The organism is Pyrinomonadaceae bacterium (genome assembly GCA_036277115.1).
Lineage (GTDB): Bacteria > Acidobacteriota > Blastocatellia > Pyrinomonadales > Pyrinomonadaceae > UBA11740.
Genome location: DASUNM010000027.1, coordinates 590,844 through 607,912, shown reverse-complemented (window position 1 = coordinate 607,912; position 17,069 = coordinate 590,844). Strand labels below are relative to the sequence as shown.

Annotated in this window: 14 protein-coding genes; 3 read left to right on the top strand and 11 right to left on the bottom strand. The window is 57.1% G+C overall.

Going from position 1 to position 17,069, the window contains the following annotated elements:
* Window positions 1-9: 9 nt before the first annotated feature.
* Together VFX97_18940 and VFX97_18935 are read right to left on the bottom strand one after the other, a co-directional pair.
* Entirely contained in the window at window positions 10-549 is a 540-nt protein-coding gene (locus tag VFX97_18940; protein HEX5705283.1) for a DUF4149 domain-containing protein, read from the bottom strand.
* The gene (locus VFX97_18935; GenBank protein HEX5705282.1) at window positions 546-974 is read right to left on the bottom strand and encodes a DUF309 domain-containing protein; all 429 of its coding nucleotides are present in this window, start codon (window positions 972-974) and stop codon (window positions 546-548) included. Before VFX97_18935 ends, VFX97_18940 begins: the two co-directional genes overlap by 4 nt.
* A 185-nt stretch (window positions 975-1,159) precedes the next feature.
* Here VFX97_18935 and VFX97_18930 point away from each other — a divergent pair, with 185 nt between their 5' ends.
* A complete protein-coding gene (locus VFX97_18930) occupies window positions 1,160-1,597 on the top strand; it encodes an SET domain-containing protein (GenBank protein ID HEX5705281.1) in 438 nt (145 codons plus the stop codon).
* A 41-nt stretch (window positions 1,598-1,638) separates the two neighbouring features.
* On the opposite strand, the gene VFX97_18925 is transcribed toward VFX97_18930, so the two are convergent.
* The 8 genes from VFX97_18925 to lpdA all read right to left on the bottom strand — a co-directional run bounded on the left by VFX97_18925 (window position 1,639) and on the right by lpdA (window position 10,667).
* Window positions 1,639-2,742, bottom strand: a complete 1,104-nt coding sequence (locus VFX97_18925) for a VWA domain-containing protein (GenBank protein HEX5705280.1) — start codon at window positions 2,740-2,742, stop codon at window positions 1,639-1,641.
* An 89-nt stretch (window positions 2,743-2,831) separates the two neighbouring features.
* Window positions 2,832-3,848: an OmpA family protein gene (locus tag VFX97_18920; GenBank protein HEX5705279.1), complete on the bottom strand. Its 1,017-nt coding sequence runs from the start codon at window positions 3,846-3,848 to the stop codon at window positions 2,832-2,834.
* A gap of 661 nt (window positions 3,849-4,509) precedes the next feature.
* Window positions 4,510-6,039, bottom strand: a complete 1,530-nt coding sequence (locus tag VFX97_18915) for a dihydrolipoamide acetyltransferase family protein (GenBank protein HEX5705278.1) — start codon at window positions 6,037-6,039, stop codon at window positions 4,510-4,512.
* A 101-nt stretch (window positions 6,040-6,140) separates the two neighbouring features.
* On the bottom strand, window positions 6,141-6,437 hold the full coding sequence (locus VFX97_18910) for a DUF4242 domain-containing protein (GenBank protein HEX5705277.1): 297 nt from the start codon (window positions 6,435-6,437) through the stop codon (window positions 6,141-6,143).
* Window positions 6,438-6,574: 137 nt separating this feature from the next.
* Window positions 6,575-7,603, bottom strand: coding sequence for an alpha-ketoacid dehydrogenase subunit beta (locus VFX97_18905; protein ID HEX5705276.1), 1,029 nt, complete (start codon window positions 7,601-7,603; stop codon window positions 6,575-6,577).
* Window positions 7,603-7,872 carry a hypothetical protein gene (locus tag VFX97_18900; GenBank protein ID HEX5705275.1) on the bottom strand — a complete coding sequence of 90 codons (270 nt, stop codon included), beginning with the start codon at window positions 7,870-7,872 and terminating at the stop codon, window positions 7,603-7,605. Before VFX97_18900 ends, VFX97_18905 begins: the two co-directional genes overlap by 1 nt.
* A 196-nt stretch (window positions 7,873-8,068) precedes the next feature.
* On the bottom strand, window positions 8,069-9,193 hold the full coding sequence (locus tag VFX97_18895) for a thiamine pyrophosphate-dependent dehydrogenase E1 component subunit alpha (protein HEX5705274.1): 1,125 nt from the start codon (window positions 9,191-9,193) through the stop codon (window positions 8,069-8,071).
* A 70-nt stretch (window positions 9,194-9,263) separates the two neighbouring features.
* On the bottom strand, window positions 9,264-10,667 hold the full coding sequence (gene lpdA, locus VFX97_18890) for a dihydrolipoyl dehydrogenase (protein ID HEX5705273.1): 1,404 nt from the start codon (window positions 10,665-10,667) through the stop codon (window positions 9,264-9,266).
* 297 nt (window positions 10,668-10,964) lie between these two features.
* Here lpdA and VFX97_18885 point away from each other — a divergent pair, with 297 nt between their 5' ends.
* Window positions 10,965-11,333 carry a rhodanese-like domain-containing protein gene (locus VFX97_18885; protein ID HEX5705272.1) on the top strand — a complete coding sequence of 123 codons (369 nt, stop codon included), beginning with the start codon at window positions 10,965-10,967 and terminating at the stop codon, window positions 11,331-11,333.
* Here the strand turns inward: VFX97_18885 and VFX97_18880 are convergent.
* Window positions 11,330-13,276: a tetratricopeptide repeat protein gene (locus VFX97_18880; protein ID HEX5705271.1), complete on the bottom strand. Its 1,947-nt coding sequence runs from the start codon at window positions 13,274-13,276 to the stop codon at window positions 11,330-11,332. The genes VFX97_18885 and VFX97_18880 overlap by 4 nt on opposite strands.
* A 434-nt stretch (window positions 13,277-13,710) precedes the next feature.
* On the opposite strand from VFX97_18880, the gene VFX97_18875 reads away from it, so the two are divergent.
* On the top strand, window positions 13,711-17,016 hold the full coding sequence (locus VFX97_18875; GenBank protein ID HEX5705270.1) for a S41 family peptidase: 3,306 nt from the start codon (window positions 13,711-13,713) through the stop codon (window positions 17,014-17,016).
* Window positions 17,017-17,069: the final 53 nt, after the last annotated feature.

Genomic DNA, 17,069 nt, shown 5'->3' with positions numbered 1-17,069 from the left:
AGTTCAGCCTTAATCCTGCGTTCTTAACCCACCTGCTGACGCAGGTGGTACTGACTTGCGACTCGCCATCAGCACGAACGCAATTAAAGCGGCGACGATCGCAACGCCCAGCATCGCGACGGAATAACGGTGCAGGGTATCAAACTCAATCCGTCGCGGATCGGCCGTAGCAATCTGATCTATTGGTAACTGCATCGCAGCTCGCAACGTCGCCAGCCGCGCCGCGACCACCCAATGTCCGACGGCTGTCATGATAGCCATAATCGCGAGCGAAAGCATCTCGGCAATTCGCCGCATCGGCTTTTGCCCGCGGGTCGTGAAGAAACTGATTACCAGCAGGAGCAGGGCGATTTCGAATCCGCCCTTATTGATGATCGCGAGCAGGCGCGTGACGATTGAACCCGCGAGCGTAGCGGCGTTCGCCAGCTCTGCGCCGCGCAGCACGGCGAAAACATTCGGCGCTACTGCGGCGCTGAAGAAAATTGCCGCCCCGAGCCACACGCCCAACAACAACAGGCTGACAGTTCGCAGGAGAATTCTCACGGTCATACAAATTCGGCATCCACCGCCGCGATCAGTCTGATCACCGGGGGTTCGATCGGAGGTTGTTCGATCTCGCGCGGGTCAGGAACGCTCGTCAGCCAGGACAAGGCGCGGTCAAGCTGCGCTTGATAGTCTTCAAGATCGAGCGACATGAAAACCTGACAACCGAGCCGCCCGAACTTTTCTTTCGCCGCCAGGTACATCTGTCGTGCCGCGCCGGGCCGGCCGATTTGCAGATGGTGAAAAGCAACCGCCGATTGAATCATCGCCTGAAGGAAAAGTTTTTCATCCGGCGCTACCGGCCCCATCCAACGTTCTTCCCACGCATCGTGTGCGGCGTGGAACTCGCCGGCGTTGTACAGGTCGATGCCCGCCAGATACTCGACCGGGTACGCAAGTATGTGCGGCTCAGTGTATGAAGGTGTAGTCATCGGCTCGCACAATTGTAGCTGACTGGAGCGCAAGCGTCCCACTTGCCCGCTCTGTCCCGGAGCAACCGAGACGGTTGCGCCCCAGTCTTATAATCCCTCCGCAAGAAATCTGTGAAAGACGCGCGATGCGTACGCCAATCTGTTAGTGCTACATTGTCCACATGCCTCGTGATGTTCCTTATGAAGTGAAACGAACCAAGACCGGACTGGGGTTATTCGCCACCCGTCCGATACCCAAGGGTAAGCGAATCATCGAATACTTCGGACCGTTCCTGCCCAACGAAGAAGTTGAGAAGAGCAACGGCAAATATTTCTTCGGCGTTAATACGAAGTGGTCGATTGATGGCAGCCGGCGCGAAAACCTCGCGCGCTATATCAATCACTCGTGCCGGCCAAATGCTGAGGCCTATGTCTCGCAACGGCGGCGCGTGTGGATTTGGTCAAGGAAGAAGATCAAGCCGGGCGAGGAAATTGCCTACGATTACGGCAAAGAGTATTTCGAAGGAATCATCGAGCCGATAGGGTGTAAATGTGAGAAGTGCGGCGCTCCGAAGTCCAAAGTCCGAAGTCCAAAGTCCAAGAATAGGTCCAAAGTCCAACGTCCAAAGTCCAATGTCCGCTAAGCCCAGTGGATGTTGGACCTTGGACTCGGGACGTTGGACGCTTACTGCCCTTTCGGAAAATATCCTTCGCGCGCGCGCAAACGCAGCTCAGGCCGTGCCGGTGCGGTCACCTTGATCCGCCGAAACGCTGCGCCGCTTGCCTTGTTGTCAGAGTAGTACTGAAGCAGATATTGACTCCGTATCTCTGACGCGATGCGCTGAAAAATCGCGGGCAGCTGACCGTCGTTTGACGGCAAGAAGGCTGCGCCACCGGTCGCGCCGGCAATCCGCTCCATGCCTTGTTGCGATCGCGCGCTGCGCGGGTTCAGATGCATCGTATTGCCGCTGGGATTGATCGAGTAAAACGTGATCTCGGCGCGCTGCACTTCTTGTTGTGCCTCCAGCTGTGCCCTTTGCATCAAGGCGATCTGCGCATTAACACCGATCAGGTTCATGTCCCCTTTGCGACTTGGGGCTGTCGAGGCGGTCAGGATGCGCGCCGTGTCATCGCCGTCTGAAAGTACGACCATGACGCGCCGCCGGCCCTGGGATGAATTCTGATCGAGATATTTCTCCGCCGCCAAAATCGTATCGAAAAACGCCGTGAAGCCCCTGGTCGGTTTGATCGTCAATAGTTGACGAGTGGCAACGTCGGTAGCAGCAAGTGGTTGGACGAACCGAGGTGTTTCACCGATGGCAAACACCGCCGCCCGATCGCCTGGTTTCATAACCTGCCGCAAAAAATCCGCCGCTGCTTTCTGTTCAAAGGCGAAACGCGCTTCGACGCTTGCCGACACATCAATCAACAAAGCGATGTCCAGTGGCACTTGCTCCGGATCGCCCAGCTGCGCAATTTGCTGTGACCGCCCGTCCTCATCAATGCGAAATTGGTCCGCCGTCAATCCCAGCACGGGCTGACCGTTCGCATCCGTCACGGAAACCGGCACAGCGATCAAGTTCGAGGTAACGCGGACTACATCGAGTTCCTCAGGCGCGGGCGTCGGGGTCGGCTTGGGCCGGTAGATGGGAACCGGTGGCGGCGGCGGCAGTTGCTTTGTCTTCTGCGCCATCACGGGAGCGACTGTGAAGATCGCGCCGAACAAAAATAGAGCCAGCGCTGAAATCAACGCTGGCAAATATATTCGAGTGTTTCTGCTTGAATTCATCAACCAACCTCATGCCGCCAGTTCGGGCCTTGGGGCTGCTGGCCAACCTTAGACGCCGGCTGGCGGCACGATCGTTGGCAAAGTAGGCTCTACTGACCGCCGTCACTTGGCCGGTTCATGGTCGGCGCCGGCTGGGTGAGACCCTTGTTGACCAGGATCTTCACTTCCACGCGACGGTTCTCAGCGCGGCCGGTGCGGGTCTTATTGTCCGCCACCGGATCCAATTCGCCGAAGCCGTACGGTGTAACGATCCGACGAAGCGGAATCTTGTGGTTTTCAACCAGGTAAGTGATTACGGCATCGGCGCGACGTTGGCTCAACGCACGATTGCGCGCGGTGCTGCCCGTCGAATCTGCGAAACCAGTAACTTCAAGCACGTACGCTTTGGCATTCAAAGCCTTGGTAGCAATCGCATCCAGCTTCCCCTTGGCGTCAGTGTTAAGCACTGCACTGCCGACGCGGAAATTGACCGCGGCGGTTTCCTGCGGCACGTAATCATCCAGCGCCGAGATACGTTCGTTCGTCGCATTCACGCCGGAAATGGCTGCATCTGCTGTGTCCTGCGCTGCTTTGGCGCCACCGCGAGCCGCATTCGAAATCGCAGCGAGCTCATCCAACTGTCCTGAGAGCTTCTGCGCGTTCTGCTCAACTTCGCTCAAACGGCCTTCGGCCGCGCTCGCGCGTTCTTCAAGCGGATTTGCTCGTGCTTCCACGGACATTGCCGTCCGCAGATCGGTGTTGCTGAATCTTACTTTCTCGGCAACCAGTTCGCCGTTCGATCCGCCGCGGCCTTCAACTTCAAGATTCAGACCACGCAGAATCTGAGCGGAAGCATAACGGGTACCGCTGCTGAACACTCCACCTTTTGTCTTCACGGAAGTCTGGTCAGTCATGCGCACAGTAGTGTCGTTGCCCGTGATGTCACGCACCGTGAACGTGTCGACATCGCGACGGACGACCACACCCTTGATCTTCATCTTTTCGCCACTGGCGACTGAGCGGGCTCTGGTTGATTGATTGTCGGTTTGGGCAATGGCCAATGGGGAAAGGGTGAGCGCGAGCGTGAACGCAAGCGCGATTGACCGAAACGTTCTGAAGCTATTCATAGTCAAAACTCCTTAAGTTGTAGTTAGGACGTCGCACAGGCGCGTCGGGTTTACGCGAATGTGATTTCCAGTTCGCGCTTTGCGTTGTCCGCGGAAAATGCAGACAGGGTTGTCAAGAACCGTACCTTGATGGCTTGATCAAAAGTAACTGTCGCATCCTACGTCACAATCAACTGAAGTCAATACCCCCTGGGCCATAAAGCGCACTTTGGGCGCAGTTAAAAAACAGAAATCATTTGTTCGTTACGCGATTGCAATAGAGAGGCCGAGTGTTGTGAAAAGGAAGAGGGTCTTTGAGCGTGGTTTTTCTCCCTCTCCCTCTGGGAGGGGGTTGTGAGGGAGCGAAGCTTGAGCGAGACTTTATTTTTTTGAAGTCCTGCGCAGCTGCGCCGCGCCAGATAATCGCGATCTCATTTAAGATCCGCTCAGTCTCATTCAACACCTCTTTATTCGTGGACCGTCGTTGAAGTCTGACGCAATTCCCGCGTCAGCGTTAGCGAACCGGAACACTCAAACCACCGCGGTGCTTCGCCTTGTTCATTGATAGATGTTGCGAGGCGAAGCCTCGCGTGGGAAAGTGGAAGTTGTGCCGCTAAAGCTTCGCTCCCTCACCCCAGCCCTCTCCCAGAGGGAGAGGGAGAACGGACGTCGGCTTCTGACACTAGATCGCGAACTGAGCGCTCTCGAGGTGCTCTTTAAGGTAAGCGAGGAAGCGTTCCGCATCGGCGCCGTCGATGATTCGATGATCGAAACTCAACGCGAAGAAAGCCATGTGACGAATCGCGATGTAGTCTTCGCCTTCGGGTGTGGTCAGCACCCGGGGGCGCTTTTCGATCTTGCCGACGCCAAGAATTGCCACCTGGGGCTGATTGATAATGGGCGTGCCAAACAACCCGCCGAAAACACCGGGATTAGTGATTGTGAAAGTGCCCCCGGCAACTTCGTCCGGCTTGAGTTGCTTCGTGCGCGCGCGATCGGCCAGATCGTTGGCCGCGCGTGCCAGACCTGAAATCGAAAGATCGTCAGCGCGTTTGATCACCGGCACGATCAAACCCCAATCAAGCGCCACCGCCATTCCCAGATTGATGTCGCGCTTATAGATAATCTGATCGCCGCTGACTTGCGTGTTGAAGATCGGGAACTTGCGAATCGCGTCCGTGATCGCCTTGAAGATGAACGGCATGTACGTCAACTTCGTGCCGGTGCGTTCCTCAAACCCTTTCCGGTGTTCGTCGCGCAACCGGGCGACCTTGGTCATGTCGATTTCGTAAACCGTCGTCACGTGCGCAGACGTGCGCCGCGAGGCAATCATGTGTTCGGCGATCTTCTTGCGCATCACGCTCATCTGCTCGACGCGATCGCCTTCGCCGGGTTTCAAGACCGACACTGGCTGAGAGCTGGGCGCTGAGGGTTGCGCCGCAGCCTGCGGAGCGGCAGGTCGTGGCGCGGACGCCGGCGCGCCTGACTCGATAAAGCTGAGGATGTCATTCTTGGTGACACGGCCGGACATGCCGGTGCCTTCGAGTTGCGCAATGTCGATGCCGTGCTCTTCGGCAATCTTGCGCACGAGCGGACTGGATTTCGTTCGGCGTAAATCTTCGGCGGACGTCGCGCCGCCCTGATCGCCTGTTTGCGGAGCCGCAGCTGATGCTTTGGGGGCCGCTTCATCACGACGATGCAGGGGCTTAACCGCGGTCTTTCCGCTTGGAGCTGGCGGCGCGCTGGGCGCGGCGGTCGGGGCCGTTGGTTTCGGCGGTTCGATATGCGGTTGTGCGGGCGGCGCCGCAGCCTCAGGAGCAAGTTGTTCGGCCGCCTCCGGCGTCTCTTGACCTGCCGCATCAGCGGTTTCGGTGGTGGCTTGAGCTTGTTCAGGACTAGCTTCGGGTTGTTCAGGACTCGCTTCCGGTGCTGGTTCAGCACTCGCCTCAGGTGCAGCCGGCTCAGACTTCGCGCCATCGCCGTCCAACACCGCGACGACAGTGTTCACTTCAACTGTCTCGCCCTCTTTGTGCTTGATGTCCGTGAGCGTGCCCGCCGCGGGCGAAGGAATCTCAGCATCAACCTTGTCGGTCGAGATTTCGAAGAGAGGCTCATCACGCTCGACATGGTCGCCGACGTTCTTCAGCCATTTTGTGATTGTACCTTCCGCGATGGACTCGCCCATCTGCGGCATTACTACTTCTGTCGCCATTTTATTTTTGTCCGTTGTCAGTGGTCAGTAGTCAGTTGTGCGAAGACCGATTCGCCAGTGCCGCATTGCAACTGACGACTAACAACTGACAACTGACGTGCTTACGCAGCAGCCGCGTTCTCTTTTGTTTCCGCCGTCGTCGGATCAATCGTAGTTTTGATTTCGGAAATCCGATTCGCCGGGAAGCCGCCCTGCTGAGCGTGCGCGCGAATCATGTCTTCGCTCGGCGCGATGTACACGCAGTAAACCTTGTCGGCCGTGACGTAACTTTCAACCCAATTAATCTGTGGGCCGAGGTTCTGGAGCACGTTACAGGATTTCTGCGAGATGGCCTGTAACTCTTCCGGCGACAAATCGCCTGCGCCTGGAATCTCTCGTTCGATAACGTATTTCGGCATGATCGTTCCTCCTAAGAATTCTGCAGACAGGATTTACAAGATGAACAAGATGAAGACAAAAGACATGAAAACGTTTAAGTCCACAGGGCTTTATCTTGTTAATCCTGTAAAATCCTGTCTATTTAAGCTCCACACGCTTAATAAGCCGCCAGTTTCCGCGCGGCATCCAGCACATCGTTCACTTGCGGCAAGTAATAGTCTTCCATCGGCGGTGAATACGGCACCGGCGTGTCGATCGAAGCGACGCGCACGACCGGCGCATCGAGCCATTCAAAAGCTTCCTGCGAAATGATCGCGGAAATCTCGCCGCCAATGCCGCCGGTCAACGACGCCTCGTGCAGGATCAGCGCGCGACTCGTCTTCTTCACGCTCGCCAGAATCGCTTCCTTGTCCATCGGCGCGAGTGTGCGCAGATCGATCACTTCGACGTCGAGGCCTTCCTTCTCCAACTCTTCGGCCGCATCGAGCGCCGTCAACACCTGCGCTCCGAAGGTGATGATCGAGACGTCGCGGCCTTCGCGCGCCACCCGCGCTTTTCCGATTTCGACAATGTAATCGTCTTCCGGAAGCTCTTCACGCAAACGCGGCAGACGGTAGAGCTTCTTGTGCTCGAAGTAGAGCACCGGATCCGGGTCGCGAATCGCGGCCTTGATCAACCCTTTCGCGTCGTATGCCGTCGCCGGTTCGACAATCTTTAGTCCCGCCGTGTTGAGGAAAAACGATTCAGCGTTGAGCGAATGAAACGGCCCGGAGCGCACGCCCGTGCCACACGGCCCGCGAAACACCGCCGGAACACTGCCGCCCCACCGATAACGCGACTTGGCTGCGTAATTCGTCAGCAGGTCAAAGCCGCACGAAATGAAGTCGATGAACTGGAACTCCGCGACCGGCTTCAAGCCCATCAAAGCCGCGCCACAGGCCGCGCCGACAATCGCCGCTTCAGAAATCGGCGTATCGATCACACGCTCTTTGCCGAAGTGATCGATCAGGCCATCGGTGAGTTTGAACGCGCCGCCGTAAGCGCCGACGTCTTCGCCGATCAGGAACACGGTCGGGTCGCGCTCCATCTCTTCCCAAAGACCCTGGCGAATCGCTTCGATCAAAGTGGCCTGACCGCCACGCGGCGGCCGTTCAGTTTTCTTCAATGACTTGGCTGCAGTTGCCATTAATCTTCCGGTTCTTCTACTGCAACGCCGCGCTCCTGCGCGATGCCCCGTGCCTTCATCAGCACGTCATCATCGACGGTAGCGGCGCCGCCAGTCCATCCTTCGACTTCTTCCACGGGACGTCCCAATGCTAACGCCAGCTGTTCGTTGCTTCCGTCAAACGCGTTGTCCCGCAGGCGTTTGATAATTGCGCGACCTTCAGTTTGATTAGTCCCCTGATCGTCCAACGCTTCGCTGCCGATGTTTTGTTCTTCTGTTGCTGTGCTCATCCCTTAACCTCTTCCGCTTGAATGTTTCTGTTTCTAGTCTTCTATTCTTAGGGGCCAGGGGGAATTCCAATCAGTTCTCCAACATGAAGTCAGTACCGGGAGCGGTAGCGACCGGGTTCGTTAATACGGTAGTTGTGACTGACGCCTGGACCCAGTCGCTACCGCTCCTGGTACTGACTAGGTGCGTCAAGAGCTGCTAATTCTCCAATACCTTTGGCCGAAAGGCCGGGGGAACAATCGAGTTATCAAACACACCGTAAGCGGCGCCTTCGGCTTCCGGCATGGGCGAGCTTTCCGCCCACTCGGAATCCTCGTCAATCTCGCGCTGAACGTCTGCAGTGATCTCGTCCAGCTTTTCTTTCGTCGCCACTTTCTGATCGATCAGGAATCGTTCAAAGCGATCGACCGGGTCGTTGTGCTTCTCCCACCATTCGACTTCGCCTTCCGGAACGTAGCGCTGATCGTCGTGTTCAGCGTGACCTTTGCGCCGATAGGTTTTCGCTTCGATCAAAACTGCGCCGCGACCGGCGCGTGCATGATCGACTGCCTGCTTAGTCACTTCGTAGCACGCAATCACGTCGTTGCCATCGACGATGGCTCCGGGAATACCGAACGCGGCGGCTTTCTCCGCCAGATTTCGCACCGCCGTTTGCATGCTGGTCGGGGTTGAGTACGCATACTGGTTGTGTTCGGCAATCACGACGAGCGGCAGTTTCTGCACCGCGGCGAAGTTCATGCCTTCATAAAACGCTCCGGTGCTGGCGCCACCATCGCCGATGTAAGCCAGGCCGACGATTTCTTTCTTTTGCAGGCGCGCGCCGACCAGAATCCCGGTCATCACCGGAATCATGTCGCCGAGATGTGAAATCGGCCCGATGAAACCTTTGTCCATGTAGCCGAAGTGCACATTCAGATCTTTTCCGCCCGACGGTCCCCAGGCTTTGGCCATGTACTGCGCAAAGATTTCGCGCGGCCGAATGCCTTTCACAAAACATGCGCCGAGGTCACGAATGATCGGTGTGATGAAGTCTTCAGGCCGAAGTGCGTAAGCCGAACCGACTGCGGTCGCTTCCTGTCCAAGCGATCGATAAACGCCACCGACGACTTTCGTCTGGCGATAAAGATTGACGATGCGCTCTTCGACGAGCCGCGTGAGCTTCAGGTAGCGATAAAGCTCGAGCATCTGCTCGGGCTTAAGCGACGTTTCTTTCGTGCATGAAAGCTGCTGGCCTTCGCCAATCTTCCGCGGCGCATACTTGGTGCTGATGCGCATTTCGAAAGGCGCTCGACGGCGGCGCTTTGTTTTTTCGTTGTTGCCCATTTTCGTCAGTCGTCAGTAGTCCGTTGTCAGTTGCAAATACAACTGACTACTGACAACGATCCACTGACCGCTAAATATGAATCGTCAATCCGTGCACGCCTTCGGCCGCTTCCATCACGGCTTCGGAAACGGTCGGGTGCGCGTGCATCGTGCGGCCTAACTCTTCGGCAGTTGTCTCCAGCTGCATCGCCACGCACGCTTCAGCGATTATTTCCGTCGCATGCGGACCGATGATATGTACGCCCAGCACTTCGTCATACTTCTTCTCGCTAATAACCTTTACAAAGCCTTCTTCTTCGCCGAGGATGCGCGCTTTGCCTGAAGCCGAGAATGGAAACTTGCCGACGACGACTTCATAACCGGCTTCTTTGGCTTTCGCTTCAGTCAAGCCAACCGACGCGACTTCGGGATCGCAATACGTGCAGTTCGGGACCAGGCGCAGATTGATCGGCTGCGGATTCTTTCCCGCCAGGTGTTCGACCGCGACGATGCCCTCTTTCGACGCCAGGTGCGCGAGCAAAGGCGTCGGCACTACGTCGCCGATCGCGTAGACGCCTTTCTCAGCTGTCTGCTGAAATTCGTCCACCTGAATGAAGCCCTTCTCGATCTTGATCTTCGTCTTTTCCAGTCCCAGCCCTTCGGTGAAAGGCGCGCGGCCGACGGCGACCAGCAGCATCTCCGCTTCCAGCTTCACGTCTTCACCTTTTGAAGTTTTGCCGGTGACGACGACGCCTTTATCCGATCTTTCGAGCTTCTCGAGTTTGGTATCGACCTGCGATTTGATTCCGCGTTTGCGAAACGACTTTGCGAGTTCGGCCGACACTTCTTCGTCTTCCAAAGGAACCAGTCGCGGCATCAGTTCGACCAGAGTCGTCTCTGCCCCGAATCGCGAATAGACAGAAGCGAACTCGACGCCGACGGCGCCCGCGCCCATGACGATCAGTGATTTCGGAATTTCTGTAAGTTCGAGGATGTGATCGCTGTTGACGACTTGTTTGCCGTCAGTTTCGAACCCGGGAATCGGCCGCACCACTGAGCCCGTCGCGATGATGATGTTCTTGGTGTTGATTGTCTGTTTGCTTCCGTCCTCGCCGGTGACTTCAACTTTGCCGGGCAACATGACCTTGCCGGTGCCCTTGAAAACGGTGCACTTGTTTTTCTTCATCAGGAACTCGATGCCTTTCGAGTTCTTCATCACGACTTTATCTTTACGTTTCTGCACGTCGGCGAATGCCAATTGAATCCCGCTCGCCTGCACGCCGAAATCGGCCGCGTGCTGCATCTGTTCGTAAACGTGCGCCGACATCAGAAGCTGCTTTGTCGGGATGCAGCCGCGCAGAGTACACGTGCCGCCAAGCCGTTTGTCTTTCTCGACGATCGCGACTTTCAGACCTAATTGTCCGGCGCGAATTGCGGCCACATAACCGCCCGGCCCGCTGCCGATCACTGTTACATCGAATTGTTCGTTAGCCAATTTAGAATCCTCGAAAGATAGTTATGAGCGATGAGTATGAGTGAGAGCGACCCTTCACCCAGCCTCGCACACGTCGGAAAACTTTCGTGTGTTGGAAAGTTGGCATTATAATCGCTCGCGCTTGATTGAGCCAATTCGATGCCGTGGCTCCGTAGGAGCCGAATGTTTATAGCTCGGGGCATTTTCCTTTTGTGCTGAGCTCCGAAGGAGCGACATGACGCTCCTTCGAAGCTTGAGAGTTAAGAACAGATCCGGTTTCTATAAACATCTCGCCCCTCTGGGGCGAAGTCGATTACCATGAAACATTCAGAAGGTTTCTTAAAAGTCGTTAACGATGCGAAGACCCGCATCAAGGAAGTCACCGTGGCCGAAACGCGGGAACGACTCGCGGCCAACCGAAAGGGTTTGCTAATCGACGTGCGCGAAGACCACGAGTGGGACGCGGCGCACGCAGCCGGCGCAATTCACCTCGGCAAAGGGATCATCGAACGCGACATCGAAGCGGCCGCGCCCGACAAATCGACTGAGTTGGTTTTGTATTGTGGCGGAGGTTATCGCTCGGCTTTAGCAGCCGACGTTTTGCAGCAGATGGGCTACACCAACGTCTGGTCGATGGCGGGCGGGTGGAAGGCCTGGCAAGAATCCGGCGCGCCGGTCGAGAGTTAGTTCGGATTCAATTTAAAGTCTTTCGGCACCATTTCCATCGCGATTACGTCACCGTTGATTTTCGCGCGCACGTCCTTTGCATCAGTGGAGGGACGAAAGGTGATGACCACGTTCTCCTGATTTTTCCGCACTCCGCAACTGACCTCGCTGGCGCCGGGTACATACGAAATCAAATGCACCTGATCAAGCGCGGTGGCGCGAATCTTATAAAGCCGGTCACCCACCTGGATGATGAAGTAGGCAACGGCGCGGTTGTCGCACTCTAACTTTACAAACAGCCCTTGGATTCGTTCTTCGCCCACCTCGACGGGACGCAGCGTCTCGCGCATATAGTCATTTTCTGACGGCGGCTTTGAGGGCGGCTCTTCGCTGGTCTCCGGGGCGTTGGTTTGCGGCCTCAGTTGCGAATCGCCGGGCGCCGTCTCAGCCTTAAAACGGGTCACGGCATTTTCGTAGTCCTGAACCGTCTTGAGCAGCGCTTCAGCCTGCGACTTCAACCTGCGGTCTTTCGCGTTCTGCAGCGGCGCGAGCACCTGCTTCGCCAAGTCGAACTTCTGTTGGCGCATGTGGATTTGCGCGACCAGCAGCGACAGATCCTGCCGTCCCGGTGATAGCTTGAGCGCGCGCTGCAACAGTTCGACGGATTTGTCCAGGTCTTCGCCTGTTACCGTGTTGACGAACGCCAGCAGCGAATAGGATTCCGGAAAATTTGGGTTCAGCTCGATGGCTTTGGTGAGCTCGGCGCGCATCAATGAAGCCGTCTCGGCAGAGTAGTGACGCACAAAGTTGTCTGTGTTCATACCCTCGCGGCTTACGGCGAATGCGTAGTAATAGTGCGCGAGATAATTGGTAGAATTGCCGGCGACGGCTGCTTGCAGCGTCTTTCGCGCTTCATCGAAACGGCCCTGACGAGCACGCAGAATTCCCAGCGAAGCCAAAGCCATTGGCTGCTTGGCATCCAGCGCCAGCGCCTGCTGCAATCGTGTGTCGGCATCGCTCAGCCGGTTTAGATGAAGAAGCAAATCGCCCAGGTACGCCTGCGCGTCGGCCTCGGTCAACGGCGCCACGGTGAAGTCTTTGTCCACCTCGAGCTTCCTTTCGAAGGTGGCTAACTGCATTTTGAAAGTGTGGCCGGCGACGTACTTTTTCAGCTCCTTTTCCATCGTCTCGATGTCGGTTTGGAAGGCCCGCTTGAAAGCGTCATCGATCGTGGCCCCGGCGCCGATATAGTTGATGAACTTCCCGAGTTGCGACCTGCGCTCGGTATTGTTCGCAAACATCAGGTAATGAACCAGGGCCCACGACTGCGCATAGAAAATGCCCTTTTTGTCTTTCTCGTTGTATTCCGGAGAGTAGTGATCAACGGCGAACAGTTTGCGCAGGGGCAGAAGCTTCTCTTCGCGCAACGTCATCAGATGATAGGGAATCAGTTCGCCCAGATGAACTTTGCGATCCTCTTCAATGGCAAAGGTGCTGTAGTACTCAGCCAGCCCTTCATTGAACCACGCGGGCACGTTGCCGACAGTGTTATCAACCATCAAGTGCACGTACTCGTGATAGATGATGCTGAAGGGATTGTCAGCAAATGTCTCGGTGCTCAACGTGATGTAGTTCACGTCCTGGCCTTTCTGAAAGTAACCGGCCGCATTGGGGAGCGCGAATGGTTTGTACGAACTCTTGCTCTTGAACACGAGCACCGTGGTGGGAACGGGCGAGGTAAATTTTGCCTGGCTGAACAAGCGCGTGAAGACGTCGCGAAATTGCTCGAGCTTTGTGGCCACCTGCCGCATGTCTTTCTCGCTAGCATTGCCCACGAGCGTGAAATTCCTGGTGTGCACACGTAGCCAGTTGTCCTTCGCCTGCACCGTAAACGGCGCAATCAGGACGAACAGCAGCAGCGCGAGGCCATGGCCAGACCTTCGAAGCGAAAGGGGATGTCGCATATCGTGAGAACCTCTAAAAGCAAATATCCGAGCGGAAATCTTCAGCGGTGAGCAGCGAAACCGCGCGGTGACCGGACTATATGGTGCGGGCCGTGAGGCGTCAATCAAATAGCCGTGGAAACTGTGAACGCACTCAGATGCTGACCTTGACAGGAAAGTTGACCGGCATTCTAATATCCCCACGATTTGCGGTTTGTTGGGTGTAACCGAAGCGAAACCCGTGGCGTCTTATCGATCTTAACCGGTCCGTTCTCTTTCAAAAACTAAGGTCAGGATGCGATGAACCACTGGTTCGTCGTATTCGACCATCCGGCTAAACGCTTACCGCGCCATGCGGTGGAGCGTTCAGCGCCATACCGCGGCCTAAAATCCGCAAAAGCCGGCGGCGTTTGCTCCGGTCATCCACGTCATTGCTGCAGCACAGGAGAAGCACCATGAAAAGACTCTACCCGCTTGCCATAACTCTTTTTGTTTTTAGCTTCACGTCCGTTGTTTTCGCCCGCGAGGCAAAGCTGGTTCGCTATCCCAGCTATCACAACGGCCGCGTGGCGTTCACTTATCTCGCCGACATTTGGGTCGCCGATGAGAACGGGGGGAACGTGCAGCGGCTCACGGTGAATCGCGCTCGCGACGCCTATCCAAAGTTTTCCACCGATGGAAAATGGATCGCCTTTTCCAGCGACCGGAACGGCAATCTTGATGTGTATCTCATTCCGTCTACCGGCGGCACGGTGAAGCAACTGACGTTTCACTCAGCCGACGACACGGTACTCGGGTGGACGCCCGATGGGCGCGGTGTCCTGTTCAGCAGCAGCCGCGGCGAAGACTTCATGGCGCAGATTTATATCGTCAGTGTGGACGGCGGGCTGCCGCGCCGTGCGGGAACTGACATGGGCAACGCCGCGAGTTTCTCTGCGAACGGCCAGCGCATCGCTTATACGCCGAAAGGTCAATCTTATTGGCGCAAGTTCTACCGCGGTTCATTTCAGACCGATGTTTGGGTCGCCGATATCGCGGCAAAGAAATTCACGCAGGTCACCGATTTCGAAGGCATGGATTCGTGGCCAATGTTTAGCGGCAGCGACATCTATTTTGTGAGCGACCGCGACGGCAATGGTCAGACGAACATCTGGCGCGTCGCGGACAGTGGCGGCAAAGCCGAAAAAGTGACCAGCTTCCGAAACGGCGACGTGCGCTTTCCGTCGATCAGCGCGGACGGTCGCACGATCGTTTTCGAACATGACTTTGGAATTTGGAAGCTCGACGTCGCCAGCAAGCGCACGACGCCGATCAAACTCGACATCGATGCCGAAACCCAGGAGAACGACGTCGAGATGCGGGCGTTCGCTTCGGAAGCGAATGACTTCGACCTCGCGCCGAATTCGCGGCGGCTGGTCGTCTCGGTGCACGGCGAGCTGTTCACGGTGCCGGTGGAAGAAGGCGACATCCGCCAGTTAACCGACAGTCCGGCGCGCGATCGTTTCGTGGATTACTCGCCCGACGGCAAGTCGGTGGCGTTCGTTTCGGATAGCAGTGGCCGGGAAGAATTGTACGTAGCGGCGATCGACGGAGCCGCCGAAGCGGTGAAACTGACGGACATCGACGCGCTAAAGTCCGGCTATAACTGGTCGCCCGATTCTAAAGAGATTGCGTTCACTTCATCCGACAGCAAGCTGCGCAAGGTGAACGTCGCGACTAAACAGATTACGGAAATTGACACTTCGCGCTTCGGCAACATCTCGACGCCTGAGTGGTCACCGGACGGCAAGTGGCTCGCGTACTCGAAATCCGACGCAAGTCGCAGCACGGACATTTACGTGATCGCTTCTTCGGGTGCGGAGAAGGAAGCGCGCAAGGTAACGTTCGATTCCTACGACGAGCGCACGCCGCGGTTCAGTCCTGATGGCCGCAAACTTTTCTTCATTCGTTCCGACGCGATCGGCGGCGCACAAGGGGCCACGAACCCTTCGGTGCAGATTTATTCGGTGGGTCTGGAAAAACTCGATCGCGATCCTGACGATCCGGAAGAGCGCGCCGAAACCGAAAGCGTGCAGCCCGGCGCCGGTGAAGGCGGCGAGGGCCCCGGCCCGCAGCGGCGTCCGATGGGTCCGCGTCCACCGCATGAAACCAAGATGGATTGGGCCGGCATGAAGCGGCGCACGCGGCAAATCACGCGCATGCCCTTTGCAATTTCACAGTTCACGGTCACGCCTGACAGCCGCACCCTGATCTTTGTGACGTCTGAACCGTCGGCTACTGCTTCGCTGCCGGTCGTCTATTCAATTCAGGACGACGGGCGGCGTTTGACGCGCGTCGCTGCCGGCGCCCCGCCGCAAGGCGACGGTGACGGCCCGCCGGGAGGTGGGGGTGGCTTCGGCGGCGGCATCTCGAATTTGAATGTGTCGCGCGACGGACGCACGCTTTTCTTCAGCGAGCGTGACGGAATCTATTCCGTGCCGCTGGCGGGCGCCGCGTCGGCCGCAACTGCCGGCCGCGGACCGTCCACGGGCGGTGGTGATGCGGCACGACGTCGCATTAGCTTTAACGTGCGCGTGAAGATCAATCGTCCCGCCGAATGGGCCGAGATGTTTGGCGACGCGTGGCGCACCATGAAGTACCGCTTCTACGACTCGGCCATGCATGGCACGGATTGGAACGCCATGAAAGCGAAGTACGAGCCGCTCGTTCAGTACGTCGGCGACCGGCAGGAACTTTTGAACATCATCAACGAGATGATCGGAGAGCTGAATGCTTCGCACACCGGCGCAGCGGCGCCACCGCGTGGTCCCGGAGCCGGCGGAGTCTCAACCGGCAACCTCGGGATTGAACTCGAGCCCGACGCATCGGCCGGCCGGTACCGCGTCAACTACATTTATGAAAACGGTCCGGCGGACAAGGATTGGGTGAAAGTGAAAGTCGGCGATTACCTGATCGCCATCGGCGGCAAGCCGGTCAAAGCCGGAGACAACTACTGGGAACTCCTGAACAACCGCTTGAATCGCAAAGTCGAAGTCACCTTCAACAGCAAGGGTTCGGAAGAAGGCGCCTGGAAGACGCGCATCGAAACGACTTCGACGCAGGGATTCGGCCAACTTCGTTACGACCGTTGGGTAAAAGAGCGGCGGGAGAAAGTTGATGAGTTGTCTAATGGCCGCATCGGCTACATTCACATTCAGGCAATGAACCAGCCGTCCTTGCGGAAGTTCGAGAAGGAGATTCGCGAATTCCGCAACAAGGAAGCGCTGATCATCGATCAGCGTTGGAATGGCGGCGGCAACATCGAACAGGAGCTGCTCGCCATCCTGGTCCAGCGGCAGTATCAGGTCTGGCAACCGCGTGGCGTTGAAGCGGCCGGCCGTCCCTTCGCCGGATACTTCGGGCCGAAGGTCGTTTTGCAAAACTGGCGCTCGGCTTCTAATGCCGAGATGTTTCCGGCAGGTTTCCGCGCGCTAGGCTTAGGCAAAGTGATCGGCACGCCCACGATGGGCGCAGTGATCGGCACGGGCAGCTACAGCTTGATTGACGGTTCGACCGTGCGCACGCCGGGCGTCGGTGTCTACCTGGCGGATGCGAAACGCACGAACATGGAAAACTACGGCGTGCAGCCCGACATCCTGGTGGATAACCCGCCGGCAGACAACCTTGCGGGGCGCGATCGCCAACTGGAAGTTGCGGTTGAGGATCTGTTGAAGCAGCTCGGCGGTACGCGGCGAAATATCGCAAACAAGGAACAGCAGTAGGCCTGGTTTTTCGGATGGATTTGGGTCAGCCCGAAGGGCAAAGAGAGTAGCCG